This window comes from Terrabacter koreensis (assembly GCF_054783315.1).
Genome location: NZ_BAAGQU010000004.1, coordinates 849015 through 873487, shown reverse-complemented (window position 1 = coordinate 873487; position 24473 = coordinate 849015). Strand labels below are relative to the sequence as shown.

At 72.3% G+C, this 24473-nt stretch carries 21 protein-coding genes; 6 read left to right on the top strand and 15 right to left on the bottom strand.

Annotation, left to right across the window (positions count from 1 at the left end):
• Positions 1 to 32: 32 nt before the first annotated feature.
• From ACYVNR_RS06840 to ACYVNR_RS06820, 5 genes are all read right to left on the bottom strand, one after another.
• Positions 33 to 647: a MarC family protein gene (locus ACYVNR_RS06840; RefSeq protein ID WP_461047436.1), complete on the bottom strand. Its 615-nt coding sequence runs from the start codon at positions 645 to 647 to the stop codon at positions 33 to 35.
• Positions 644 to 1522 carry a PHP domain-containing protein gene (locus ACYVNR_RS06835; protein WP_458798483.1) on the bottom strand — a complete coding sequence of 293 codons (879 nt, stop codon included), beginning with the start codon at positions 1520 to 1522 and terminating at the stop codon, positions 644 to 646. The genes ACYVNR_RS06840 and ACYVNR_RS06835 overlap by 4 nt, the downstream gene beginning before the upstream one ends.
• A gap of 62 nt (positions 1523 to 1584) precedes the next feature.
• The gene (locus ACYVNR_RS06830) at positions 1585 to 2637 is read right to left on the bottom strand and encodes a hypothetical protein (RefSeq protein ID WP_461047434.1); all 1053 of its coding nucleotides are present in this window, start codon (positions 2635 to 2637) and stop codon (positions 1585 to 1587) included.
• Positions 2638 to 2841: 204 nt separating this feature from the next.
• Positions 2842 to 3384: a MaoC family dehydratase gene (locus ACYVNR_RS06825; RefSeq protein ID WP_461047432.1), complete on the bottom strand. Its 543-nt coding sequence runs from the start codon at positions 3382 to 3384 to the stop codon at positions 2842 to 2844.
• A 95-nt stretch (positions 3385 to 3479) separates the two neighbouring features.
• Positions 3480 to 5060: a threonine/serine exporter family protein gene (locus tag ACYVNR_RS06820; protein WP_461047430.1), complete on the bottom strand. Its 1581-nt coding sequence runs from the start codon at positions 5058 to 5060 to the stop codon at positions 3480 to 3482.
• Between the two features lie 153 nt (positions 5061 to 5213).
• Between ACYVNR_RS06820 and ACYVNR_RS06815 the strand changes: the two genes are divergently transcribed.
• Positions 5214 to 6761: an aminopeptidase P family protein gene (locus ACYVNR_RS06815; protein WP_461047428.1), complete on the top strand. Its 1548-nt coding sequence runs from the start codon at positions 5214 to 5216 to the stop codon at positions 6759 to 6761.
• On the opposite strand, the gene ACYVNR_RS06810 is transcribed toward ACYVNR_RS06815, so the two are convergent.
• The 5 genes from ACYVNR_RS06810 to ACYVNR_RS06790 form a co-directional block, all read right to left on the bottom strand.
• Positions 6758 to 7504, bottom strand: a complete 747-nt coding sequence (locus tag ACYVNR_RS06810) for a hypothetical protein (protein ID WP_461047426.1) — start codon at positions 7502 to 7504, stop codon at positions 6758 to 6760. The two genes, ACYVNR_RS06815 and ACYVNR_RS06810, sit on opposite strands and share 4 nt — an antisense overlap.
• Before the next feature lie 548 nt (positions 7505 to 8052).
• Entirely contained in the window at positions 8053 to 8688 is a 636-nt protein-coding gene (locus ACYVNR_RS06805) for a YflT domain-containing protein (RefSeq protein ID WP_458798489.1), read from the bottom strand.
• 41 nt (positions 8689 to 8729) lie between these two features.
• Positions 8730 to 9929, bottom strand: a complete 1200-nt coding sequence (locus tag ACYVNR_RS06800; RefSeq protein ID WP_461047424.1) for an acyl-CoA dehydrogenase family protein — start codon at positions 9927 to 9929, stop codon at positions 8730 to 8732.
• 144 nt (positions 9930 to 10073) lie between these two features.
• Positions 10074 to 10949 carry a caspase family protein gene (locus ACYVNR_RS06795; protein ID WP_045191808.1) on the bottom strand — a complete coding sequence of 292 codons (876 nt, stop codon included), beginning with the start codon at positions 10947 to 10949 and terminating at the stop codon, positions 10074 to 10076.
• Between the two features lie 61 nt (positions 10950 to 11010).
• Positions 11011 to 14340, bottom strand: coding sequence for a DUF7379 domain-containing protein (locus tag ACYVNR_RS06790; protein WP_461047421.1), 3330 nt, complete (start codon positions 14338 to 14340; stop codon positions 11011 to 11013).
• A gap of 236 nt (positions 14341 to 14576) precedes the next feature.
• Between ACYVNR_RS06790 and ACYVNR_RS06785 the strand changes: the two genes are divergently transcribed.
• Complete coding sequence (locus ACYVNR_RS06785) at positions 14577 to 15485, top strand: serine protein kinase RIO (protein WP_461047419.1); 909 nt, start codon at positions 14577 to 14579, stop codon at positions 15483 to 15485.
• A gap of 106 nt (positions 15486 to 15591) precedes the next feature.
• Here ACYVNR_RS06785 and ACYVNR_RS06780 read toward each other — a convergent pair whose 3' ends face one another.
• The 3 genes from ACYVNR_RS06780 to ACYVNR_RS06770 form a co-directional block, all read right to left on the bottom strand.
• On the bottom strand, positions 15592 to 16248 hold the full coding sequence (locus ACYVNR_RS06780) for a nitroreductase family protein (RefSeq protein ID WP_458798493.1): 657 nt from the start codon (positions 16246 to 16248) through the stop codon (positions 15592 to 15594).
• A gap of 94 nt (positions 16249 to 16342) precedes the next feature.
• Positions 16343 to 17752 carry a proline--tRNA ligase gene (gene proS, locus ACYVNR_RS06775; protein ID WP_461047417.1) on the bottom strand — a complete coding sequence of 470 codons (1410 nt, stop codon included), beginning with the start codon at positions 17750 to 17752 and terminating at the stop codon, positions 16343 to 16345.
• Positions 17753 to 17812: 60 nt separating this feature from the next.
• The gene (locus ACYVNR_RS06770; RefSeq protein WP_461047415.1) at positions 17813 to 18709 is read right to left on the bottom strand and encodes an extensin family protein; all 897 of its coding nucleotides are present in this window, start codon (positions 18707 to 18709) and stop codon (positions 17813 to 17815) included.
• Between the two features lie 94 nt (positions 18710 to 18803).
• Between ACYVNR_RS06770 and ACYVNR_RS06765 the strand changes: the two genes are divergently transcribed.
• Positions 18804 to 19598: an alpha/beta hydrolase gene (locus ACYVNR_RS06765; RefSeq protein ID WP_045191811.1), complete on the top strand. Its 795-nt coding sequence runs from the start codon at positions 18804 to 18806 to the stop codon at positions 19596 to 19598.
• Between the two features lie 111 nt (positions 19599 to 19709).
• Here ACYVNR_RS06765 and ACYVNR_RS06760 read toward each other — a convergent pair whose 3' ends face one another.
• Together ACYVNR_RS06760 and ACYVNR_RS06755 are read right to left on the bottom strand one after the other, a co-directional pair.
• Positions 19710 to 20609 carry an HpcH/HpaI aldolase/citrate lyase family protein gene (locus ACYVNR_RS06760; RefSeq protein WP_461047413.1) on the bottom strand — a complete coding sequence of 300 codons (900 nt, stop codon included), beginning with the start codon at positions 20607 to 20609 and terminating at the stop codon, positions 19710 to 19712.
• Positions 20610 to 20613: 4 nt separating this feature from the next.
• Positions 20614 to 21687: an HpcH/HpaI aldolase/citrate lyase family protein gene (locus ACYVNR_RS06755; RefSeq protein WP_045191812.1), complete on the bottom strand. Its 1074-nt coding sequence runs from the start codon at positions 21685 to 21687 to the stop codon at positions 20614 to 20616.
• An 89-nt stretch (positions 21688 to 21776) separates the two neighbouring features.
• On the opposite strand from ACYVNR_RS06755, the gene ACYVNR_RS06750 reads away from it, so the two are divergent.
• The 3 genes from ACYVNR_RS06750 to ACYVNR_RS06740 are packed head-to-tail and all read left to right on the top strand — an operon-like array spanning position 21777 to position 24369.
• Positions 21777 to 22490, top strand: a complete 714-nt coding sequence (locus ACYVNR_RS06750) for a hypothetical protein (protein ID WP_458798499.1) — start codon at positions 21777 to 21779, stop codon at positions 22488 to 22490.
• A gap of 17 nt (positions 22491 to 22507) precedes the next feature.
• Positions 22508 to 23815: a magnesium transporter MgtE N-terminal domain-containing protein gene (locus ACYVNR_RS06745; RefSeq protein WP_045191813.1), complete on the top strand. Its 1308-nt coding sequence runs from the start codon at positions 22508 to 22510 to the stop codon at positions 23813 to 23815.
• Positions 23812 to 24369 carry a DUF1003 domain-containing protein gene (locus ACYVNR_RS06740; RefSeq protein ID WP_045191814.1) on the top strand — a complete coding sequence of 186 codons (558 nt, stop codon included), beginning with the start codon at positions 23812 to 23814 and terminating at the stop codon, positions 24367 to 24369. Before ACYVNR_RS06745 ends, ACYVNR_RS06740 begins: the two co-directional genes overlap by 4 nt.
• Positions 24370 to 24473 lie beyond the last annotated feature (104 nt).

Genomic DNA, 24473 nt, shown 5'->3' with positions numbered 1-24473 from the left:
ACCCGCCTGCCTGCGAGTCCCCGGCAGCCGTCTCAGCCCTGGCCGCTGACGAACGCGCGCACCGAGTCGGCCACCATCTGCACGGCGATGGCCGACAGCAGCAGGCCGGCGATGCGGGTGAGCAGCATCGTGCCGCTCTCGCGGAGCAGCCCGCGCACCCGGCCGGCGAAGCGCAGCACGAGGTAGACGGCGAGCATGGCCGCGACGAGGGCGGCTCCCACGGCGATGTACTCCACCGCGGTGTCGGAGCGCTGGACCGCGAGCATCGTCGCGACGATGGCGCCCGGACCCGCGAGCAGCGGGGTGCCGAGCGGCACGAGAGCGACGTTGACGCCGGCGTCGGCGAGCGAGTCGGACTCCTTGCCGGTCAGCAGCTCGAGCGCGACGAGGAGCAGCAGGAGCCCGCCGGCACCCTGCAGGGCGGCGATCGAGATGTGCAGGTAGTCGAGGATGCTGCGGCCGAAGAGCGCGAACATGGCGATGACGAAGACGGCCACGAGAGAGGCGCGCCGGGCCGCCACGTTGCGCTGGACCTTCGTGAGCGACCCGGTGAGCGCGAGGAAGATCGGCACAGCGCCGGGCGGGTCGAGGATGACGATGAGGGTGATGAAGGTGCTGAGGAAGATGGTCGTGTCGAAGTAGCTCACGGCCTCAGCACCTCCGTGACGCCGCTCGAGGCCGCCTCGATGGCGTCGAGGACCTCCGGTGCCGTGGTGTTCTCGGCGAGGCGGTTGCGCTTGCCCTCGCCGTGGTAGTCGCTCGACCCCGTCAGCACCAGGCCCAGCCGGTCGGCGAGCGCCCTCGCCCGTTCGACCTCGGCAGGCCCGTGGTCCCGGTGGTACGCCTCGAGTCCGACGAGCCCGGCGGCAGCCATCCGCTCGATGAGCGCGTCGTCGAGGCCGCTCGACCGGGTGCGCGTGAACGGGTGGGCGACGACGGGCACGCCGCCCGCCGCCCGGACGAGCTCGACCGCCCGCACCGGGTCGGGCGCGTAGTGCCCCACGTAGTACGGCGAGTCGTCGCCGAGCCACTCGCGGAACGCCTCGTCACGGTGCCGGATCGTCCCGTTCGCGATGAGCGCGTCGGCGATGTGGGGCCGCCCCGCGGTGGCGCCGGGGCCGACCTGGGCCAGCACCTCGGCATACGTCAGGGGTATGCCGTCGGCGGCCATGAGCGCGACCATGCGTTCGAGCCGCGTCGACCGGGAGTCGCGGGCCCGCGCGAGCTCGTGTGTGAGGGGCGCGTCACCGGGGTCGGTGAGGTAGCCGAGCAGGTGGATCGAGGTGTAGCGCCAGGCGCACGAGATCTCGATGCCGCGCACGAGGGTGATGCCGTGCCGACGTGCCGCGTCGGCAGCGTCGTCCCAGCCTGCGACCGTGTCGTGGTCGGTGATCGCGAGCACGTCGACGCCGGCGGTCGCCGCGGCGGCCACGAGCTCGTCGGGCGTCTCGGTGCCGTCACTGACGGAGGAGTGCGCGTGCAGGTCGATGACGGGCCCCGCTCCTGCCCCTGTCGACGTCACGCCCCAAGACTAGGGCTGGGTCAGCTCACACCCAGCCCCACTCCCCCGCAACACACCCGGCATCAGTCGTCGCACACCGGTTGCAACCCACCGGGTCTGACCGCTTCCGGGTGTGTTGCGGGGTGGTGGTGCCGTCCCGGTGCGAGGCGCCTGCGGGGGTCGTGCGGTTCGCGTCGTCCGGTGCGAGGTGACGGCCGAGCGGCGCGGAGCCTCGCGCCGAGGATCCCCGGACGGGCCAGCTCGTCCCAGACCACACGCTCGAACGGGTAGCCGAGCCGGCGCACCCGGTCCTCGCGTCTTTTCTCGAGCCACACCACCTCGCCGGGGTCGGCCGCCCCTGCATCGACGTCGTCGCGCGATCTCCCGTACTTGACCCGGCCGTCGAACTCGAGGACGACGCCCTCGACCAGGAAGTCGACCCGGGCGAGGAACTCGCCGCGTGCGTCTTCGATGACGACCTGGCTGTCGTGCGCCAGACCGAGGTCGTCGAGGATGAGGCGCGTCCGGGACTCGCCCACGGACTCGGAACGCCCGTCCATCGCGAGGACCGCGTCCAGTGCTCGGCCACGGCCCTGATGGGGCGAGACCAGCGCCGCCTCGGCCATGAGCGCCTCAGGTGTCACCAGGCCTGCACGCAGTGCGGCATCGCCGGCGACCACGGCGCACTCGCGGCCCATCGTGAGCGCGGTGCGAACGACGGAGTGCGCGACTGACACCGTCGCCACCCCCTCGACCTGCGACGTCTCGACGCCCGCTCCGGGGTGCAGGTGGAGGCCACTGCGAGCCGTGATCTGGCGGACGTCGGAGACGAGGTCGAACCGGCGCCTGTCGTGGCCCCACAGGGGCAGCCGGCGCAGGGCCAGTGCCGCATGGTGGCTGACGGCGTCACCGGGCCGGGTCCGCGCCACTGCAAGCACCGCGAGGCGGTATCTCTCGTCGAGGTCGGCAGCCGACCACGACGCTCCGTCGACATAGGCACCGCGGCGCACCCGGACGAGCTCGCGGCGCGCGACCGCGCGCCGCAGTGCCAGATGGTCCGTGCCGACGGCGAGGGCCTCGGCGGCCGACACGACGCCGTGCTGGAAGCCGAGCAACGCGTGAAGTCGAGGGTTCATGGGCCGACGCTCGGCGGCATACGCACTCGGGGGAAGCGTCCACCGCGCCCCTGTGGAGGGTCGCCGGGAGCCCAGCGGGGCTGTGGACGGCCATCCCTGAGCCCAACACACCCGCTAACAGTCAGCTCGGCGCTGTTGCAGCACCGTCGTGATGACCGTTACCGGGTGTGTTGCGGGGTCGGAGGGGTGGGGCAGCCGCTGGCGTCAGGCGGGCGACGCTGCGTCGGGGCCGGGCCAGTTGCGGTCGGGCACCGGCGTCGGCCGACCGGGCTGCTCGCCGCCACGCGCCTCGAGGTAGCTCTCCTTCGGCACCATGACCTTGCGCCGGAAGATGCAGACGACCGTGCCGTCCTGCTTGTAGCCGATCGTCTCGACGTGCACGACGCCACGGTCGTCCTTGGACGTCGACTCCCACTTGTCGAGCACGCGCGTCTCGCCGTAGAGGGTGTCGCCGTGGAAGGTCGGGGCGACGTGGCGCAGCGACTCGATCTCGAGGTTCGCGATGGCCTTGCCGGAGATGTCGGGCACCGACATGCCGAGCAGGATCGAGTAGACGTAGTTGCCGACGACGACGTTCTGGCCGAACTGCGTGGTCTCCCCGGCGTAGTGCGTGTCGAGGTGCAGCGGGTGGTGGTTCATCGTCAGCAGGCAGAAGAGGTGGTCGTCGTACTCGGTGACCGTCTTCCCGGGCCAGTGCTTGTAGACCGCCCCGACCTCGAACTCCTCATAGCTGCGCCCGAACTGCATCCCAACTCCTCCGACCTACGACACGCGAAAAGCCAACGGCTCCCAGCCTGCCCGAGCACACGGTCCACGACCACGGGCGTATGCCGTGTGCTTGCTCACGGTCGGTCCGTGACCTCCGCGGCCGGCTCGTCGACGACCGCGTCATCCAGCGCCGACGCGGCCTCGAGCTCGACCATGTCGGAGAGGACCGGCGCCGACGAGAGCGTCGCGTCCGGCACCGGGTCCACCGGCAGGGTCGCCCCGGCGGCCGGCCGGGGACGTACGCCCTGCGAGCGGGCGACGAGCAGCCCGGCGAAGTACGTGCCGAGCGACACCCCGGCGGCGAGCCCGAGCCCGAGCCCGAAGGCCTGGAGCAGGGTCGGCACCCCGAGCGCGAAGCCGTTGCCGTCGGGGTTGGTGACGAGCTGCGAGATGCCCTCGTAGGCCATGCGCCCCGGCAGCAGCGGCACGATCGCGGCGGTCGTGACGGCGAGCGCCGAGATGGTGAGGCGCTTGGCGACGAGGCGCGACGCGAAACCGACGACGAGCGCGGCCAGCGCCGACCCCGTCACGGCACCGAGCTGCAGCGCCCGCTCACCGACGGCGAGGATCGCCCAACCGAGCCCACCCGCGATGCCGGCGACGGCGACGGCCCGGCCGCTCGCGTACGACATGACGGCGAAGGCGACCGAGATCACGACGGCACAGACGATCTGCACGCCCACGTCGTCGGTGAGCAGCGTCTGCGAGCTGATCGCGATCGGGTAGTCGAGCCGCTTGCCGAGCGACAGCACGATCGAGATGCCGACCGCGATGCCGAGCGAGAGCACGACGACCTCGAACGCCCGCGCCCCGGCGGTGACGTAGTAGCCCTCGAGCGCGTCCTCCGCCGCCCCCACGACCGACAGGCCGGCGAGGAGGAGCACGATCCCCGACGCCACGACGAGCGACGGCGAGACGCTGCCGAAGAAGGTGACTCCGGCGGACTGCGCGACGACGACGAGGGTCGCGACGGCCGTCGGGATGGCTGCGGCGACGATCTGGGCGAAGAACGCCGCGACACCGGCACCCGTGAGCCAGTTGAGCACCCGGCCCACGATCGTGGCCGTGACGAAGCTGAGCGCGACGATGAAGACGCCCGCCCCGACGAGCGCGGCAGCCCCGGCCGCCAGCGCCCCGCCGGCGACGGCGACGAGCCAGCGCCGGTACGGGTGCGGCGCGGTGATGACCGCGTCGAAGCGCACCCGCGCCTCCTCGACGGGCACGGGGTCCTGCGACAGGTCGACGATGAGCCCGCGCAGCCGCTCGAGGCGCGTGTAGTCCTGCACGCGGAACCGCACGATGCGCAGCACGGTGATCGGGTCGGCGTTCGGGCCGCGGTGGTAGGAGACGGTGACCGAGGTGTAGGTGACGTCGACGTGCACCGAGCTGAGGCCGTACGCCTTCGTCAGCGTGAGCACGGTCGCGGTGACGTCCGCCGCCGCCGCACCGGTCGCGATCATCGCGACGCCCGCCCGCATCGCGAGGTCGATGACGGCCAGGGCCGTGTGGGAGTCGACACCGTCGGGCGTGGTCCAGATCGGGATCTCGTCGGTCGGCGGCCCGCTCGGCCGCATGGCGCGGCGGGTGCTCGCTCGCAGCGACGGCAGCGTGCGGTGGGCGGTGGTCGGCCGGGACGTTCGCTCGGTGGGGGCCACCCCCAGACTGTATGCCGGGGCGTTCCCGAGGCCGGTACCCCCGAGGGGTCTCCGGAGCCTGCGCCGAGGCTGGCGGGCAGGCATCCCGGGGGCGGCGCCCGCCCGGAAACCGGGTTCGGCGGCCCTGTCGCTTCGTGACACGATGGCTCGGTGATGAGTGAAGAGCAGAAGGCCTCTCCGAGCCGCAAGCGCCCCACGACCGACGAGTTCCGGGCGTTCGTCGCAACCAGCTGGGCGCCCCGCAGCACCGGGGTGACCCCTCGGGCCGAGGTCGCCGACCACGCCGCCCGCCGCCGCGAGGCCGTGAGCGCGGCCTTCCCGGGCGAGCGCCTCGTCGTGCCGGCCGGCGGCCTCAAGGTGCGCAGCAACGACACCGACTACGTCTTCCGCCCGCACAGCGCCTTTGCCCACCTCACCGGCCTCGGCAGCGACCGCGAGCCCGACGCCGTGCTCGTCCTCGAGCCCCGGGAGGGCGGAGCCGACGGCGCCGGCGACCAGGCCGGTCACGAGGCCGTCCTCTACTTCCGGCCGCTCGCCGAGCGCGACACCGAGGAGTTCTTCGGCGACTCGCGCTACGGCGAGTTCTGGGTGGGCGCGCGCCCGACCCTGGCCGACATCGAGTCCGAGCTGGGCCTCACCGCCCGCCACATCGACGAGTTCTCCGACGCCGTGGGCAAGGACGCGGGCGAGGTGACGGTCCGGGTCGTGCGTGACGCCGACGCCGAGGTTGCCGCTCGGGTCGACCGGGCCCGCACCGCCGTCGCCGAGGCCCAGGACGCCACCGAGGCCGAGACCCGCGCCGACCGTCAGCGCGAGGCCGACGAGCAGCTCGCCCACTTCCTCTCGACACTGCGCCTCGTCAAGGACGAGTGGGAGGTCGAGCAGATGCGCGACGCCGTCGACGGCACCCACAAGGGCTTCGACGCCGTCATCGCCGACCTACCCGAGGCGGTCCGTCGCGGCCGCGGCGAGCGTTGGGTCGAGGGCATCTTCGGCCTGCACGCGCGCCACCACGGCAACGGCGTCGGCTACGACTCGATCTGCGCCAGCGGCGACCACGCCAACACGCTGCACTGGATCAAGAACACCGGCGACATCAGGGACGGCGACCTGCTCCTGCTCGACGCCGGCGTCGAGGTCGACTCGCTCTTCACCGCCGACATCACCCGCACCCTGCCGGTCAGCGGCACGTTCACCGACGCCCAGCGCAAGATCTACGACGCCGTCTACGCCGCCCAGGAGGCCGGCATCGCGGCCTGCAAGCCGGGCAACAAGTTCAGCGACGTGCACGCCGCCGCGATCCGCGTCATCGCCGAGCACCTGCACGAGTGGGGCCTGCTGCCCGAGGGCGTCGACGTCGAGGGCACCCTCGACGCCGAGCACGGGCAGTACCACCGCCGCTGGATGGTGCACGGCACGAGCCACCACCTCGGCCTCGACGTGCACGACTGCGCGCTCGCCACCCGCGAGGAGTACTCCGACGCCGAGCTCAAGCCGGGCATGGTCCTCACCGTCGAGCCGGGCCTCTACTTCAAGGCCGACGACGAGCTGGTGCCCGACGAGCTGCGCGGCAACGGGGTGCGCATCGAGGACGACATCCTCATCACCGACGACGGCTGCGAGAACCTCTCGGCAGCGATGCCGCGCAGCAGCGCCGACGTCGAGGCCTGGATCGCCCGCATCTGGGCCGAGCGCGGCTAGGGGGTCGTCGGGAGGTCTGCCGGCGGGGTCGGTGGCGTCGGCAGGATGCCCGTGCCGGGACTGCCGCCCACGCCGCCGCCCGTCGTACCCGGCACCTCCGTCGGCTGGTCGGGCGCCGGCCCCGGCAGGGGTGCCGGGCCGACCGACCCGTCGGACGAGACCGAGCCGTCCGGGTCGGGCCCGGGGATCGGTGGGCTCCACCGCTCGACGAGGTCGACGAGCCCACCGGCGTCGGCGGTCTCGAGGTTGGAGCCCAGCACCGCCGGGTCACAGTCCGGGTCGACGTTCACCTGGACGGCCGGCCCGACGGCATACCGGAGCACGAGGGTGAAGCGCCGGTCCGATGCGCCGCCCGAGCCCTGGCAGGTCCGGCCCGTAGGGCGCGTGGGCAGCCCCCGGAGAGCCGCGACCACCTCCGCCGAGCGGGCGGCGTCGAACGTGGTGGGCCGGATCGACCCGTCGGCCGCCTGGCGGCAGACGACCACGGCCGGCGCGCCCTCGGGCGCGAGCAGCCGGTCGTCACCGAGCCGCCCCCATGACCGCGCGCGGCACGACCCCCCGGTCCCGGGCGGCCGGGACGTCGCGCCGAAGATCGCGTCGAGCTCGACGCCGAGCGGGGCGCCGGAGACGAAGTCGCCGTTCGTCGCCGTCGAGCAGGCGTTCGCGTCGCCTTTGGCGGCCACCCAGACGATCGCGTCGCCGTAGGCGGCCCCGACGAGGTATGCCGTCTCGTTGCCGGCCATGGCCGTGCACGCCCGCGGCTGCTGGTTGAAGCGCGGCGCGCCCAGGTCATCGACTCGACGACCGCGGAGCGCTGCGCCTGGGTCGCCACGGCACGCTTCTCCAGCGGGAACGGCGCCGTGAGCGGCGTGGTCGCCCTGACGTCCATGACGGGGTAGCTGCAGACGACGAGCGAGACCGGCGGACGCTGCGGGAGCAGCCGCGCCGGCCCGTAGACCCCTTGCGGCTTCTCCGGAACGGTGGTGCCCAGCGAGTCCTTCAGCGAGGCCGGGCACTCGAGCGCGCCGTCGGCCGCCACGGGCTGGCTCGTCAGCGGCCGAGCGACGGTGGTCGGGCCACCCGTCGGGCCCTCGAACGCCGTGTTGCCGCAACCCGCCAGCGGCAGTGCGACCAGCGGCGCGAGCACAGCGGCCGCCAGGGCGGGGCGCGCGGCATACGGGAAGGGCTTGCGAGCCGGCATGGCGTGCTCCTTCGTCGGGTCCGTCATCCGATAGGACACGCGGTCGCACCCGTTCGTTGCAGCCGGCGGACGGCGAGTGGTGGGGCCGGTTCAGCCGACGGGTGGCGGCGGGTCGTCGGACCGCGCAGGGGCGCCCGGTGCTGCGGACGCGTCACCGGTGGTGCCCGGCGCTGGCGTCCCGGGCGCGGGGGCCACGGGGGCGATGCCGATGCTCGACTGCCCGCCCGGGGAGATGCCCGCCTTGGCGAGGATCTCGCGACCACGCTGGGCGACCTTGTGCTCGGCGAACACCTCGTAGCGGGTGGCCACGACCTGGCTGACCGACGAGAAGTCACGGGCGCCGCGCGTGAAGGCGTAGCCGACGAGCGACCAGATGAGACCGAACACGGCGCCGTAGAGGGCGGTCGACAGCAGCAGCGTGACCGCGCTCGTCGGCCGCGAGAACAGCGACAGGATGAGCCCGACGAAGAGCCCCAGCCAGATGCCCGAGAGCAGCCCGCCGAGGGCCACCCGCCCCCACGTCAGGCGGGCGGTCACGCGCTCCAGCTGCTTGAGGTCGGTGCCGACGATGAGGCAGTTCTCGACCGGGAACTGGTTGTCGGACAGCGTGTCGACCGCCTTCTGGGCGTCCTCGTACTTGTCGAAGACACCGAGCGACATGGGGTACTCCAGGGACAGCGTCGCGAATCCCGGTCGTCCCCCCGGACCCTTCGGTTGCAGGCTCATGCCACCATCCTCGCACCCGCCCGGCCGGCCATCGGGCTTCGTCAAGCCTTGAGCTTGTAGTCCTCCACGAGCCGGCGGCCGATGATCATGCGCTGGATGTCGGCGGTGCCCTCGCCGATGAGCAGCATCGGGGCCTCGCGGTAGAGGCGCTCGATCTCGTACTCCTTCGAGTAGCCGTAGCCGCCGTGGATCCGGAAGGAGTCTTCGACGACCTGCGAGCAGTACTCGGACGCAAGGTACTTCGCCATGCCGGCCTCGAGGTCGTTGCGCTGGCCGGAGTCCTTCTTGCGTGCGGCCTTGACCATCATCTCGTGGGCGGCCTCGACCTTGACGGCCATGTCGGCGAGCCGGAACAGGACGGCCTGGTGGTCGACGATCTTCTTGCCGAACGTCTCGCGCTGCTGGGCGTAGGAGACGCCGAGCTCGAAAGCCCTTCTCGCGACGCCGCACCCGCGGGCGGCGACGTTGACGCGGCCCACCTCGACGCCGTCCATCATCTGGTAGAAGCCCTTGCCCGGCTCGCCGCCGAGGATCTGCGCGTCGGTCGTGCGGTGGCCCTCGAAGACGAGCTCGGTGGTGTCGACGCCCTTGTAGCCCATCTTGTCGATCTTGCCGGGCACGGTGACGCCCTGGGCGGTCTCGCCGAACCCGCTCTCCTTGTCGATGAGGAAGGTCGTCATGTTCTTGTAGACGGAGTCGGCGCCGGTGTCGGTCTTGACGAGGACCGCGACGAGGTTCGCAGACCCGCCGTTCGTGAGCCACATCTTCTGGCCGTTGATCGTCCACCCGCCGTCGTCGCCCTTGACGGCCTTCGTCTTGATGGCCGACACGTCACTGCCGCAGCCCGGCTCGCTCATCGAGAAGGCACCGCGGATCTCCCCGGTCGCCATCTTCGGCAGGTAGCGCTGCTTCTGCTCCTCGGTGCCGTGCTGGAGCACCATGTACGCGACGATGAAGTGCGTGTTGATGATGCCGCTCACGCTCATCCAGCCGCGGGCGATCTCCTCCACGCACAACGCGTACGTCAGCAGGGACTCGCCGAGGCCGCCGTACTCCTCGGGGATCATCAGGCCGAAGATCCCCATCTCCTTCATGCCGTCGACGATGGCCTGCGGGTACTCGTCCTTGTGCTCGAGCTCCGTGGCCACCGGGATGATCTGCTCTTCGACGAACTCGCGCACGAGCTTGACGAGCTCGTGCTGCTCCTCGGTGAGGCCTTCGGTCTGCTGGAGTCGGGACATGCGCGGATCGCCACCTTGCGAGTGCTCGGGCTGGGTGCTCTGGGCTGGGACAGCTTCGACCGAGTATGCCGCCGCGTCGGCTGCGGGGTCAGCGCCCTCGCGTGTGAGTACCGACACCTGTGTCGTGGCTCACCGACCGCCGGGTCACCAGAGCTGTCCGAAGCCGACCTTCTTCGACCGTGCCGGCCCCTCGAGCGTCGAGCGCTGGCTGAAGTCCCCCGCCTTGAGGCCGGCCGTGACCGTGCGCAGCAGCTCGGTGCGCGTCGCCGTGGGGGCGTCCTTCATGGCCTTGAGGAACAGGTAGGTGAACGCACCGTTGGAGCGACCGTCGAACGTCGCGTCGGACGCCGTCTGGTCGGGCTTGCAGGCCGCGAACAGCACCGGCTTGGAGGCGGTCCCGCGGCTGCGGGTCAGCTCGACGAGGGCCTTGCGGTCGACGGTGCGCACGGGGGCGACTGCCCGGATGGCGCGCGTCTGCTCGAGGCCGCGGCGGGTGGGGGCCGGGAGGAAGCGCGGCTTCCGGCCGAGAAGCTGGGCCTGCAGGATCTCCTCGAGGTCCTTCAGGCCGGTGCCGCTGTGGCAGGTGTCGAGGAGCACCTCGAGCAGGACACCGGACGGCACCCGTGCGAACAGGTCGCGCAGCTCGTCGTCGACGATGACGGTGTCGCGGTCCCACTGGTCGCCCTTCTGGCGGATGTCGTAGCAGGCGAAGGCCTCGTCGAGGTCGTCGGGCTCGATGTCTCCGCCGGGCTCGTTGGGCACCTGGGTGCCGTGGCTCGAGAGCGTGAAGACGAGGTGGTCGCCCGACTTGGCGCTGGTGACCAGCTGCGTCAGGGCAGCCATGACGTTCTTCTTCGTCGCGTCGGCGTCCGTCAGGACGGTCGTCGCCCTCGCCGTGAAGCCCAGTGGGCGCAGCGCCTTCGCGATGTCGTTCGCGTCGTTGACGCAGCCGGCGAGCCAGCTGGTCTGCGGCAGCGACGCGAACTCGTTGATCCCCACGCACAGAGCCCTGCGTGCCATGGTCGTTCCCTTCTGATCGGAACCCCTCGGGTGAGTGGGTTCGACTGTGACGTATGTCGTTTCAGACCTTCTCGAGGACGGCGTCGGGTCTCGCGTAGACGGCGTACGCGAGCCAGGTCGGGTCGCCCGCGGCGCGTGCCGCCTCGCGGGCGAGGGCACTGGCCCGCGACATCGGCGCACCACCGAGCAGCTCGTCGTAGAGCGTCTCCACGAAGACCTGCGCCGGCTCCTCCCGCACCGACCAGAGGCACGAGACGAAGGCCGAGGCACCGGCATCGAGGAACGCCTTGGCGAACCCACCGGCGGTGGTGAGCAGCTCGCCCGAGCGACCGGTCTGGCAGGCGTTGAACACGACGAGCGGCCCCGTGACGCCGGGGTCGGTCCAGTCGAGGTTCTGCGAGACGTCCGTGGCGGTCAGGTACTGCTCCTGGACGGTCGAGCCCCGTCTCCGGCCGCGCAGCAGCACCTTCGCCTCGGCGATGTCGTCGGCATCGGCAGCGCCGTGGCCGGAGAAGTGCAGCAGGTCGAACCCGCCACCGCGCAGCAGCCGTTCGACGCCGACCGGTGTCGCCGTGACCGGCTTGGCCCCGAACCGCTCACGCAGGTAGCCGGCCTCGGCCACGCCGACGTCGTTCTTGAACATGGGGTTCGCGTAGACGGGGCAGATCGACCGGGCACGTCCCGGCCGCACGCGCATCCGCTGCGGCGGGAAGCTACCGAGCTGCCACCGCACCATCCCGCCGGAGCCCAGGAACCGTGGCTTCGTGCCTCGCTTGCCGCGTGGCGGCTTGAGGTGCACGAGCTCCCACGGGACGAGCGGCTCGTCGGTGTAGACGATGAGGTCGTGCACGAGGTCGCGGTGCGCCCAGAGGTAGGCCTGCAGGTCCTCGGGGAAGAACTGCTCGAAGAGCAGCGTGCCGGTGTTCTGCAGCTGCGACATCCGTTGGCGCGCAGTGAGATCGGGGTCTTTGATGACCCGCTCGACCTCGGCGATGCGTTGCTGCACGAAGTCGTCCCGTCCGGTGACGGGCGCCGACGTGAACACCCGGGCCGGCTGGCCCGGCACGAGGCGCAGCGCATAGCTGTAGACGTGCTCCCCCGTCGTCAGGCGGCCTTCGACGATGTCGAGGCACGGCAGTCCGGCGAGCTCCGGGGCAGCGACGCCGGGGTGCACGACGGCCCTGACCGTCTGCGGGCCGAGCAGGGTGGCGCCGTCGGCCGTGGCCTCGAGGGACAGCGTCGCCACGATCACGCTCCCCTGCCGGAGCACGATGGTGACGCCCACGGGTCCCGGGTCCAGGGCCCGCACCCGGAACGTCAGCTCGGCCGCCACGCCGTCGACCGACGAGAGCGCGAAGAGCTTCGGTTCCGCCTCCTGCACCTGCGCGTTGTCCTTGGCGTAGACCTGCACGCTCACCGCCTGCGACGCGTCGACCTGGATCGTCTCGTCGACGTGGACCGTGCCCGGGGTCGCCGTCAGGGGCGCCCGCGAGAGACGCACGCGCACGGTGAAGTCCGAGCCCGCGGTCACCACCGACGGCATCTCGGCCGCCAGCTCGGCGCTCGTCTCCTGCCGGGAGGCGGCTGCGGGCGGGGCCGGGGGCGCGGGCGGCGGGGGCGCGGGGGTCGGGGGCGCGGGCGGCGGCGGGGGCGCGGGCGGCGGGACGGCCATGGAAGGTGGCGGCTCGGCCCCGGCCCCCACCGGCTCCGGCTCGTCGGGCACGGCCCCGAGTCCACGGTCGTCCGGCGGCAGCGCCGCCGTCATCCATCCCGGGAGGTGCGACTCGTCGTCGGAGGCGCCGAGCCCCAGCGGCAGCCACTGGGCGATCTGGCCGATCACGTTCAGCTGGGCGAAGTAGTTGACGTGGTGGACGACGTCGTTCGTGCCCAGGGCGCACGTCTCGGTGACGCGGAGCCCGGAGCCACCGACCGTCGACATCGAGTCGGTGTCGACGACGAGGTCGTTGCGCCCCTCGAAGAGCCCGTCGACGAAGCCCTCGGCCAGCCGGACCGCGAGCTCCCGCGGGAACTCCGGCGGGTTGTGGTGGTCGTCGAAGAGCGACACGTGGAAGTCGGAGGTCACCACGTACCAGCTCGGCTCGTCCCCCCGCCGCAACGGTCGCACGGCGTCCAGGGCGGTGACGAAGTCCCCGCCGGGGCGCATCGCCGCGAGTCCGGGCACACCGTCGTCACCGGCGGCACACGACGCCAGGTACTTCACGAGCGTCCCGACGCCGCCCACGACGCCACCGACGATGGCGCGGAAGGGCGCCCCGCCGGGGAAGAGGGAGAGTCCGCTCGCGGTGGCCATGACGAGGTTCGTGTAGAGGTCGACGAGGTCGTGCCAGCGCTCGGGGTCGGCCAGGTGCGTGCCGGCGTTCGTCGCCGCGACGAGCACGACCGCGCCGACGGTGGCCCGCAGCCCCGAGGCGGGCAGCACGGCCTCGACGAACGACCGGGTCACGAGGCCGCCGCGGCTGTGCGTGACCACGTCGATGACGAGCTCTCCGTGGAACGGCTCGAGGAGGGCGACCAGCTCGTGGGCGTTGCGTTCCGGGTCGACGCTGAGGGTGCGGTGGTCGAAGCCGAGCACGGCGTCGTATGCCGTCACGAGCGTGTCGACGAAGCCCTCCGCCCCGGGCGTGACCGCGAGCGCCCCGAACGCACCGGTCGTCGACGAGAACGTGCCGTGCACGAGGAGCAGGATGCGGGCCGGGCGGTCGGTGGGGAGCGACGCGATCTCCTCGATGCCGTCGATGGGGCGCCACTCGTCGGGGCCAGTGACGTGGACCAGCCCGGTGCGCACGCCTGACTCGAGGTGTTCGACGAGGCGGTCGACGGCCGCCGGCACGGCGAAGCGCAGGACGGTGGCCTGCAGCACGCCGTGCACGAGGTCGCCGAGCAGCCCGCGGTCCGCCCGGCCGGGCGACGCGCCGCGAGAGGTGCCTGGCTGCCTCGTCCGCGGCGCCGGCTGGACCGGGAGCGCGAACGACACCGTGCGCGGCCCGGGCTCGAGCGAGCGCTCCTCACGCGCCGGGACGTGCCACGAGTAGACGCCGTCGCGTTCGAGGAGCACCACGGCGTCCTCGCCGGCGGGCACGTCGACGTCGACGTGCACGGTGCCCCGCCGGCTCGGCGGAGGCGGTGCATCCAGGTCGCGGCCGCGTCTCGGCGCCAGGTCGATGCGGTCCACGACGATGAAGTCGCTGTCACCGAGGAGGTCTGCCAGTGCGGCCCGCTCCGCCGCTCGCCGGCCGGGCTGCGGCAGGTCCGGCGGCAGGCCCGGCGGCAGGTCACGGTCCGCGCGGCCGGGCTCCCCGGCCGCGGACACGTCGTAGCCGCGGGGGGCGCGCACGCGCACCGCTCCCCCACCGAAGGACGCGGACGGCATACCTGGGCTCCCTCCCTGACGCTCCTCCTGCTCACACCGTAGAGGTGGACGACGCGTCCGGTGATACAACGCGACAACCTGCCCGCACGGAAATTCGGTTGCGCGGCGGTGGCGGCTCCGCCAGTCTCTACGCGAGCGCTGCGGCACACGGCTGCAGACCCTGGACCCAAGGAGGGTGACATGTCCATCACGGCCTCGGGCACGCCTGCCCACACCACTTCTTCCTTGGAGTTCAATTGTCTTTCAATGCTTTTCACGAAGATGAGTACGAGGTCTTCGATCCCCGCCTGACTGACGGGCGGTTCACCGACCTCGACCTCGAGTCGTTCGCGATCGACACCCAGCCGGACGCACCACCGGAGGGTGAGCGCTGGTCCAGCTGGGACGGCGCGACGCACGGCCCGAAGCCTCGCCCTGACTGGGTCATCACCGACCTCGGCGCGGTCGAGTCCGACCTGGGCGTGCTCAAGACCGGCAAGGAGGCCGACGTCCACCTCGTGCGCCGGTGGGTGCCCGGCTCACCGGACCGGGACGTCCTCATGGCCGGCAAGCGCTACCGGTCGAGCAAGAACCGCCTCTTCCACCGCGACTCGGGCTACCTCGAGGGGCGGCGGGTGCGCAAGTCGCGCGAGACGCGGGCCATCCGGACCCGCACCTCGTTCGGCAAGGAGCTGATCAGTGGCCTCTGGGCCTACGCCGAGTTCGAGACGCTGGTCAGGCTGTGGCACGAGGGGCTGCCGGTGCCCTACCCGGTGCAGATGTCCGACGACGAGATGCTGATGGAGTTCATCGGCTCTCCCGACGGACAGGCCGCGCCCCGCCTCGCGCAGACCCGTCCCGACCCGGAGCTGCTGCCGGTCCTCTTCGAGCAGCTGCGCGAGGCGATGCTCCGGCTCGCCGAGCTCGGCTGGGCGCACGGTGACCTGTCGCCGTACAACGTGCTGCTCGACGGTGAGGGCGACGACGCCCGGCTGGTGCTCATCGACTGGCCGCAGGTCGTCGACGTCATCGGCAACCCGCACGGGCCCGAGTTCCTCGAACGCGACACACGCAACGTGTGTGACTGGTTCACTCGACATGGGTATGCGGTCGACGAGGGCCTGCTCTTCGGTGACCTCATCGCCGCGGCGACGTCCCGCTGGTGACCACCGCGAGGGCACGGACGCGATGGAGACCACCCGTTCGTGGGGTGGTCTCCATCCACGTCCGGCCCTCGGCGAGGTGGCCGGACGGCGCGTCGGCGCCGGGCTGTCAGTCGGCCAGGAAGTCGGCGGTGTGGCCGAACTTACCGGAGTGCACGAAGGCCTCAAGCGGCAGGCGCGAGCGGGGCAGGCGCGCCCGCGTGCGCACCCAGTCGGGCATCTCGGCGTCACCGTCGGGCCCGGCGGGCAGGCCGAGCGCGATGCCCGTGGTCACGGCCCAGTGCGGCGGCACCGCGAAGACCTCGGTGGCCGCCCGGTGGTCGAAGCCGCCGAACTGACGCACCTGCAGGCCCATCGAACGCGCCTGCACGGTGATGTGGGCGACCGCCTGGCCGAGGTCGAACATCGCGTAGTCGCTGTAGGCGATCTCGTGGTCCTCGTCGGTCGCGACCTGGTGCAGGGTCAGGATGATCGCCGAGGCCGAGGGCGCCCAGACCTGGTTCGCCGACGACAGCAGCTCGACCATGGCGGCGTGGGTGTCGTCACCGCGCAGGCCGACGATGAAGCCCCACGGCTGCGAGTTGCCGGCCGATGGTGACCAGCGCGCCGCCTCCAGGATCGCGCGCAAAGCGTCCGGCGAGAGGGTGTGGGAGCGGTCGTAGACGAGCACGCTCTCGCGGTCGCGGAGCAGCGGCGTCAGCGTCTCCGGCTGCGCCGTCGAGCCCGCGGGCGTATGCCGTCCGCTCGGCACCGTCGTGTCACTCACGTCGCTCCTCCTCACGTTTCCGTCAACGATGCCCGACCCTGCTCTCTTCCCAGCCGTCCCTGTGGCCACCACCACTCAATGTCCGGGCGGGCGATCAGTAGGCTCGGCCGACGACGGCGAGCACGCCGTCGGCGTCCTCGGACTCGGGCACCGACCCGTCGGGCATCGTCAGGCAGCGCACGGTCACGGCGGCCTCGGCGAGAGTGGCCTCGCCGGCGGGGCCCAGCGTCGACCACGGGATCGTCGCCCAGCCGGTGCGTGCCGCCTCGCGAGCCTCGTCGAGGGTGCTGACCGCTGTGGTGTTGCCCGTCTGGTGGGCCAGCGCGGCGGCATACAGCGCCTCGTGGTCCTCCTCGAGCGCGGTGGTCACCGTGTCGACGACCCCGCCGAGCGGGACGGCCGACTTGCCGCCGGCGATGCGCCGCACCACGGTGACGGTGCCTTCCGCGAGGTCGCGCGGTCCGACCTCGACGCGCACCGGGATGCCCTTGAGCTCGGCGTCGACGGCGCGACGGCCGAAGGGCGTGTCGACCCGCGCGTCGAGCTCGGCGCGCACGCCGCGGGCGAGCAGGTCGGCCACGACCTGCTCGGCCGCTGCTGCAACGCCCTCGCCGTCCTTGACCACCATGACGAGCGCCTGCACCGGGGCGAGCCGAGGGGGCACCCGCAGGCCGGCGTCGTCGCCGTGGCACATGATGAGGCCGCCGACCATGCGCGTCGACGTGCCCCACGACGTGGTCCAGCAGGTCTCCTGGCGCGACTGCTCGGAGAGGTAGGTGATGTCGAAGGCCTTGGCGAAGTTCTGGCCGAGCTCGTGGCTCGTGCCCATCTGCAAGGCCTTGCCGTCACGCATCATCGCCTCCAGCGCAAGGGTGTTCGTCGCGCCGGCGAAGCGCTCGCGGGCGGTCTTGCGCCCGAGGACCACTGGCATCGCGAGCATCTCGCGCATGAACGCGGCGTAGACGTCGGCATGGATGCGCCTCGCGTAGGCGCGTGCGTCGGCCTCGGTGGCGTGCGCCGTGTGGCCCTCCTGCCACAGGAACTCGCTGGTGCGCAGGAAGATCCGTGGGCGCAGCTCCCAGCGCACGACGTTGGCCCATTGGTTGAGCAGGAGCGGCAGGTCGCGGTAGCTCTGGGTCCACTTCGCCATGTACTCGCCGATGACCGTCTCGGAGGTCGGCCGCACGACGACCTTCTCCTCGAGCTCCTTGCCGCCGGCATGCGTCACGACCGCGAGCTCGGGGCTGAAGCCCTCGACGTGCTCGGCCTCACGCGTGAGGTACGACTCCGGGATGAAGAGCGGGAAGTACGCGTTCTTCGCGCCGGCCTCCTTGATGCGCCGGTCCATGTCGGCCTGCATCCGCTCCCAGATCGCGTAGCCGTACGGTCGGATGACCATGGTGCCGCGCACCGGCCCGTTGTCGGCCAGCTCCGCCTTCGCGATGACGTCCTGGTACCAGCGGGGAAAGTCCTCGGACTGGGGAGTGAGCACGGTCTTGGGCATGGCCCCGATCCTACGGACGAGACCACATCAGGCGCCCGCCCCGCGCGGGCTCGGGCCTGCTCAGGCGCGCCGCATCGTCGCGACCATGAACGCCTGCCACGCCTCACGCGAGTCGGCGAGCTCGCCCGGCCCACCGACCTGCTCGAGGATGCGGGTCGTGGCATCGCGCGTGACGTCGTCGAAGTCGCCGGTCGTCTCGACGTCCGTGCGGCCCCACACGTGGCGGCACATCGCCTGCACCGCCTGCACCTGCGCGTTGGACCGACGGATCAGCCGGGGCTGCTCGGGCCCGAACCGGCCGATGTCGACGTGGATGTGGTTCGAGTGCGCGCCGTCGAACAGGTAGGTCAGCACGTCGGCGAACTCGTGGTGCAGACCTGCCGCCGTGCGCCAGTAGAGGGACAGCCGCCGGCGCAGCTCGGTCGCCGGCGCGTCCCGCCACTGGTCGTAGCGCAGCGAGGTGAGGTCGCGACCACCCGACCGGAGCCGCGCGATGTCGATCGCCTCGCCGGAGCTGTGCCACGACGTCGACGACCCGCGCACCCACGCGCCGTAGGAGCGGATCTCGTCGGGCGCCTGACCGACGTGCTTGCGGTGCAGGGCGAGCCACCGGTCGAGCCTGGCCCCGAAGGGCTCGGTCACGTAGTACGTCGCGGGACGGCCGGTGACCTCGTACGCGTACGCCGCCGTCCCGACGCGGCGACGGGCCTCGAGGGCCCGGAAGTCCACCGGCTGCGGGTCGATCCGCAGCTCCGGCGGGCGGGGCTCGCCGAGGCCGGGGAGCTGCGGGAGGCCCGGGAGGCCGGGACCGCGCGAGACGGCATATGCCCCACCCGCGGCGACAACCCCCAGCGCACCGAGCGTGAGGAGGCGGCGACGGGTCAGCCCCGCCCCGTTCTGCGCGTCGGCGGGCTCGGGCGCGCTCACCTGCCCGCGCTCGGTCGTCTCGGGCGCCATGACTGCTCCAACGCGCGAGGGCGCCCGTCCGATCCCGCACGGCGGATGAGCGGGTCGCCGACCTGTCGGGCCACCCGGGCCCTACGCTCCGTCCATGTCGACCGGACGGGCGCTGCGGCGGCGCGTGGTGATCCGCGCCGCGATCGGCCTCGGTGCCGCAGCGGGTCTGGGTGCGCTGGCCGGGTGCGGCGACGCGCCCGACGGGGTGACGCTGTCCGAGGGCGTGCTCGACACGCGCTTCGACACGGACTCACCCCGGTGGCGTCTGGCGGTGCCCGCGGACGGCCGCCCCCGTGGCCTCGTCGTCGCCCTTCACGGCGCCGGCGGGGACGCCGACAACGCGTTCAGCCTGGGCTACGCCGACGCGGTGGCCTCCACAGGACTCGCCCTGGCATCGGTCGACGGGCGACGCACCTACTGGCACAAGCGAACCGACGGAAGTGACACGGGCGCGATGGTCCGTGACGAGCTGGTGCCACTGGCTCTGGAGCGGTCCGGGCTCGCGCCCACGTCGCGCGTCGGGCTGCTCGGGTGGTCGATGGGCGGCTTCGGGGCGCTGCTCATCGCGAGCGACCTGGGGCCGCGTCGCGTCACGGGCGTCGTCGCCGCGAGCGCCGCGCTCTGGCTCCGCGGCTCGCAGACCCCGGCCCGCGCCTACGACGGCGCGGCCGACTTCGACCGCCACTCCATCTTCAACCGGGTGGACCGGCTCGCCGACGTCCCCGTCCGGCTCGACTGCGGCCTGTCCGACCCGTTCATCGCCGCGAACCGCACCCTCGCCGGTCGCCTGGCGCACGCCGAGACCCACTTCGAGCCAGGCGGGCACGACGACGCGTGGTGGAGCGGGCACGCCGCCGCCGAGATGGCCTGGCTCGCGCGCCGCACCTGACGTCGCGCAGCCCGCCGCCGTCACGTGAGCGCGGCCGGCGCTCAGCAGCGCCGGAGTGCTGCGGCGCTCGTGAGCGCCGCCCCCGCCCCTGAGACGTCCCGGCTCCGCGGGTCAGCCGAGGGCGGCGATCGCCTCGGCGGTGGCGAGCACCTTCCGGGCCGTGTCGACGTGGAGGTTCTCGATGAGCCGGCCGTTGAGGGTTGCCACACCGCGCCCCTGCGCCTGCGCCTCCTCGAACGCCGCGATGACGGCTCGGGCGTCCTCGACCTGGGCCTCGCTCGGGGCGAAGACCTCGTTGGCCGGCTCGACCTGCCCGGGATGGATGAGCGTCTTGCCGTCGAAGCCGAGCTCGCGTCCCTGGCGCGCCTCGGCGAGGAAGCCCTCGGTGTCCTTGACGTCGTTGAAGACCCCGTCGACGATCGCGACGCCGGCGGCCCGCGCCGCGAGCAGGGCGAGCTGCAGGCTCGCCGAGATCGCCGCACGGCCGGGCGCGAAGGTCGCGCCGAGCTCCTTGTAGAGGTCGTTGGTTCCGAGCACGAGGCAGGCGAGCCGCTCTGAGGCGCGGGCGATCTCCTCGGCGTGCAGCACCGCGACCGGCGTCTCGACCATGGCCCAGAGGCGCGTGTGCTCCGGGGCACCCGCCGCCTCCATCGCGGCCACGAGGCCGCTCACCTCGTCGGCGGAGTTCACCTTCGGCACGACGATGGCGTCGGGGCCCGCAGCAGCTGCCGCGGCGAGGTCGGCCTCGTGCCACCGCGAGCCGAGGCCGTTGACGCGGATCGTCAGCTCGCGGCGGCCGTACTCCCCCGAACGTGCTGCGGCGCAGGCGTTCTCGCGCGCTGCCTCCTTTGCGTCAGGCGCTACGGCGTCCTCGAGGTCGAGGATGAGCGCGTCGACCGGCAGCGTCTTGGCCTTCTCGAGCGCCCGCTCGTTGGAGCTCGGCATGTAGAGGACGGAGCGGCGGGGGCGGTACGCGCGGGCACCGTCGGCGTATGCCGTCTGGTCGGGCACGGGGTCAGCCTTCCTGCGTGGCGGGCTCGGCGGCATACAGCTCGGCGAGCGCGGGGTCGGTCTGCGAGAGGCGCTCGGCGAGCTCGACGATGACGAGGCACTGCTTGAGGCTCGCATCGTCCTCCATCTTGCCGTCGAGCATCACGGCGCCGGTGCCGTCGCCCATCGCGGCGACGACGCGTCGGGCGTGCGCGACGTCCTCGGCCGACGGGCTGAAGACCCGCTTGGCGATCTCGATCTGCACGGGGTGCAGCGACCACGTGCCGACGCAGCCGAGCAGGAACGCGTTGCGGAACTGGTCCTCGCACGCGACGACGTCCTGGATGTCGCCGAACGGGCCGTAGTAGGGGTAGATCCCGTGCATCGCGCAGGCGTCGACCATGCGGGCGATCGTGTAGTGCCACAGGTCCTGCTGGGCGGTGGCGCGCTGGCCCTGGACGTCGCCGTCGACGGGGTCGGTGCGCACGAGGTAGCCGGGGTGTCCGCCCCCGACGCGCGTCGTCTTCATGCGACGGTCGGCGGCGAGGTCGGCGGGTCCCAGCGAGAGTCCCTGCATGCGCGGCGAGGCACCGCAGATCTCCTCGACGTTCACCATGCCTCGCGCCGTCTCGAGGATGGCGTGCACGAGGATCGGGCGGGTCAGCCCGGCCTTCGCCTCGAGCTGGGCGAGGAGGCGGTCGACGTAGTGGATGTCCTCCGCGCCCTGCACCTTCGGCACCATGACGACGTCGAGCTTGTCACCGATCTCGGTGACGAGCGTCGTGAGGTCGTCGAGGGCCCACGGGCTGTCGAGGGCGTTGATGCGCGTCCACAGCTGGGTGTTCTCGCCGAAGTCGGTGGCCTTCGCGATGTCGACGAGGCCGGCGCGGGCCGCCTCCTTGCGGTCGGCCTTGACGGCGTCCTCGAGGTTGCCGAGCAGCACGTCGACGGTGCCGACGAGGTCGGGGACCTTGGCGGCCATCTTCGGGTTGCTCGGGTCGAAGAAGTGGATGACCCGGGAGGGGCGGGCAGGCACCTGCGCCAAGGGCGTCGGCGCCCCCACCGCGAGTGGCCGGAAGAAGTCCTTGGCGCTGCGCATGGGCGCCAACGTAGCAACGCGTTGGAGACGCGCGTTATGACGACAGTCACGCACGTTGTCGATGAGGCCGGCATCACTATGGTGGCCGTGTGACCGAGCGCGCGACCGAGCCAGCAACCCCGCCGGCGAACCAGCCCGCCGACCCATCGACGGCCGCGACCACGCAGGCAGAAGGGTCGACGGGGCAACCTGGCGAGCCCCGTCCGGCCAACGCGTCGGCGCTGCTCAACGAGGCGATGACGAAGTCCGGTCTGCTCTGGATCGAGGTGGCCGACGACCGCACCTGGCCGGCCTGGCACGTGTGGGACGACGGCGCCGCGCTCGTCGTCAGCGGGCCCGGGGAGCAGCCCCTCCCGTGGCTGCCCAAGGAGGTGCGGCTCATCCTGCGCAGCAAGGACACCGGCGGCCGCCTGCTCACGGTGCGCGCCCACGTCCACGTCCTCGAGCCCGGCACGCCCGAGTGGCAGCGCGCGACCGAGCTGCTGCGCGCCTCGCGCCTCAACGCCGTCGACGACTCGCTGACCCGCTGGGCCGCCGAGTGCACGGTCACGGCGCTCGTGCCCTTCGACAGCCCGCTCGAGTCGCCGGGAGCGTATGCCGCCCACGACCACCGCGAGGCGCCCGCGCGCACCAGTGCCACGACGACCTCGTGGCGACCGTGGCACTGGGGTGGACGCGGCGAGGAGAAGGCCGAGCGACAGCGGCTGCGTGACGAGAAGAAGGCAGCGCGCCGGGCCGCCAAGGAGCGGGCGAGGCTGCGCAAGAAGCGCCAGCGACGTGGCAGCCGTCGGCGGGGCCACTGACCCCATAGCCTTGCCCCATGAGTGCGAGCACCCGAGTCTTCGTCGCACGCCTGACGGGACTGAGCGTCTTCGACCCGCTCGGCGACCAGGTGGGCCGGGTGCGCGACGTCGTGGTGATGTTCGGCGCCAACCGTCCAGAGCCGCGCGTCATCGGCCTCGTCGTCGAGGTCCCGGGCCGCCGGCGCGTCTTCGTGCCGATGACCCGGGTGACGTCCATCGACGCCGGCGCCGTCATCACGACCGGGCTCGTCAACATGCGCCGGTTCGAGCAGCGCACCAACGAGGTGCTCGTCGCGGCCGAGCTCTTCGACCGCACCGTGCGCGTGACGACCCCCGACGCCGTCGAGGCCGGCTTCGCCGACGCCCTCGTCGAGGACATCGCCATCGAGCAGGGCCCGCGCCGAGACTGGCTCGGCACCCGCGTCTTCGTCCGGCAGGCCCCCATCGGCATCTCCCCCGCGTCCAAGGCCATGTCGCGCCTCACCCGGCGGCGTTCGGGCAAGACGATGCTCGTCGACATCCGCGACGTCGTCGGCCTGCACGAGCAGGCCGGGGCGCAGAGCGCCGAGCGCCTGCTCGAGACCTACGACGACCTCAAGGTCGCCGACCTCGCCGAGGTCATCCACGACCTCAACCCCAAGCGTCGCGCCGAGGTGGCCGCCGCGCTCGACGACGAGCGCCTCGCCGACGTGCTCGAGGAGCTGCCCGAGGACGACCAGGTCGAGATCATCGCCGGCCTCGACACCGAGCGGGCGGCCGACGTGCTCGAGGCCATGGAGCCCGACGACGCGGCGGACCTGCTCGCCGACCTCCCGCCCGAGCAGGCCGAGCAGCTGCTCCAGCTCATGGAGCCCGACGAGGCGGCTCCCCTGCGCCGGCTGCTCGCCTACGACGAGAAGACCGCCGGCGGCATGATGACCACCGAGCCGGTGGTGCTCGGTCCCGAGGCGACGATCGCCGAGGCGCTCGCCACGGTGCGCCGTGAGGAGCTCGCGCCCGCCCTCGCCTCCATGGTCTACGTCTGTCGCCCCCCGCTCGAGGCGCCGACCGGCCGCTACCTCGGGCTCGTCCACATCCAGCGGCTGCTGCGCGAGCCACCGCACGGCGCGGTCGGGTCGATCATCGACAAGGAGATCGAGCCGCTCGCCGCGAGCGCCTCGCTCGAGACGGTCACCCGCACCCTCGCGACCTACAACCTCGTCTCGTTGCCCGTCGTCGACGACGACGGCCGGCTCATCGGCGCCGTGACCGTCGACGACGTGCTCGACCACATCCTCCCCGAGGACTGGCGTGAGGTGCGGCACGAGCTGGAGGTGCGCCCGTGAGCGAACGCGCCGAGCGTCGACCCGGCACGCGCGCCTTGCGCGGCGACAAGCTCGACCAGCCCCAGGAGCAGCGCGCCCGCGTGCTGCCGCGCATGACCTTCTCGCAGGAGGCCTTCGGCGTCCTCTCCGAGCGGTTCGCCCGCTTCATGGGCACGGCCGGCTTCCTCATCGGCATGACGGTCTTCGTCGCGGCGTGGATCATCTGGAACACCCTCGCGCCCGACCGGCTCGTCTTCGACGCGTTCCCCTTCATCTTCCTCACGCTCATGCTGAGCCTGCAGGCGTCGTATGCCGCCCCGCTCATCCTGCTCGCGCAGAACCGCCAGGCCGACCGCGACCGCGTCGCCCTCGAGCAGGACCGCGCCCGCGACGAGCGCAACCTCGCCGACACCGAGTTCCTCACGCGCGAGGTCGCCTCGCTGCGGCTGGCGCTGCGCGAGCAGGCCACCCGAGACTTCGTCCGCAGCGAGCTGCGCAGCCTCCTCGAGGAGCTCGAGGAACGCTCCCTCGTCCGCGGCCCCGACGACCCACCGGCCTCGCGGCACGCCGAGTAGGTCACGGCCACCCGCACCGATTCGCGGTCTGTCACACCCTCGCGGTGTGTCGCGGTAGACAGCGGGCGTGGTCGGGAGGCCCCGCACGGCGGCATACGATGGAG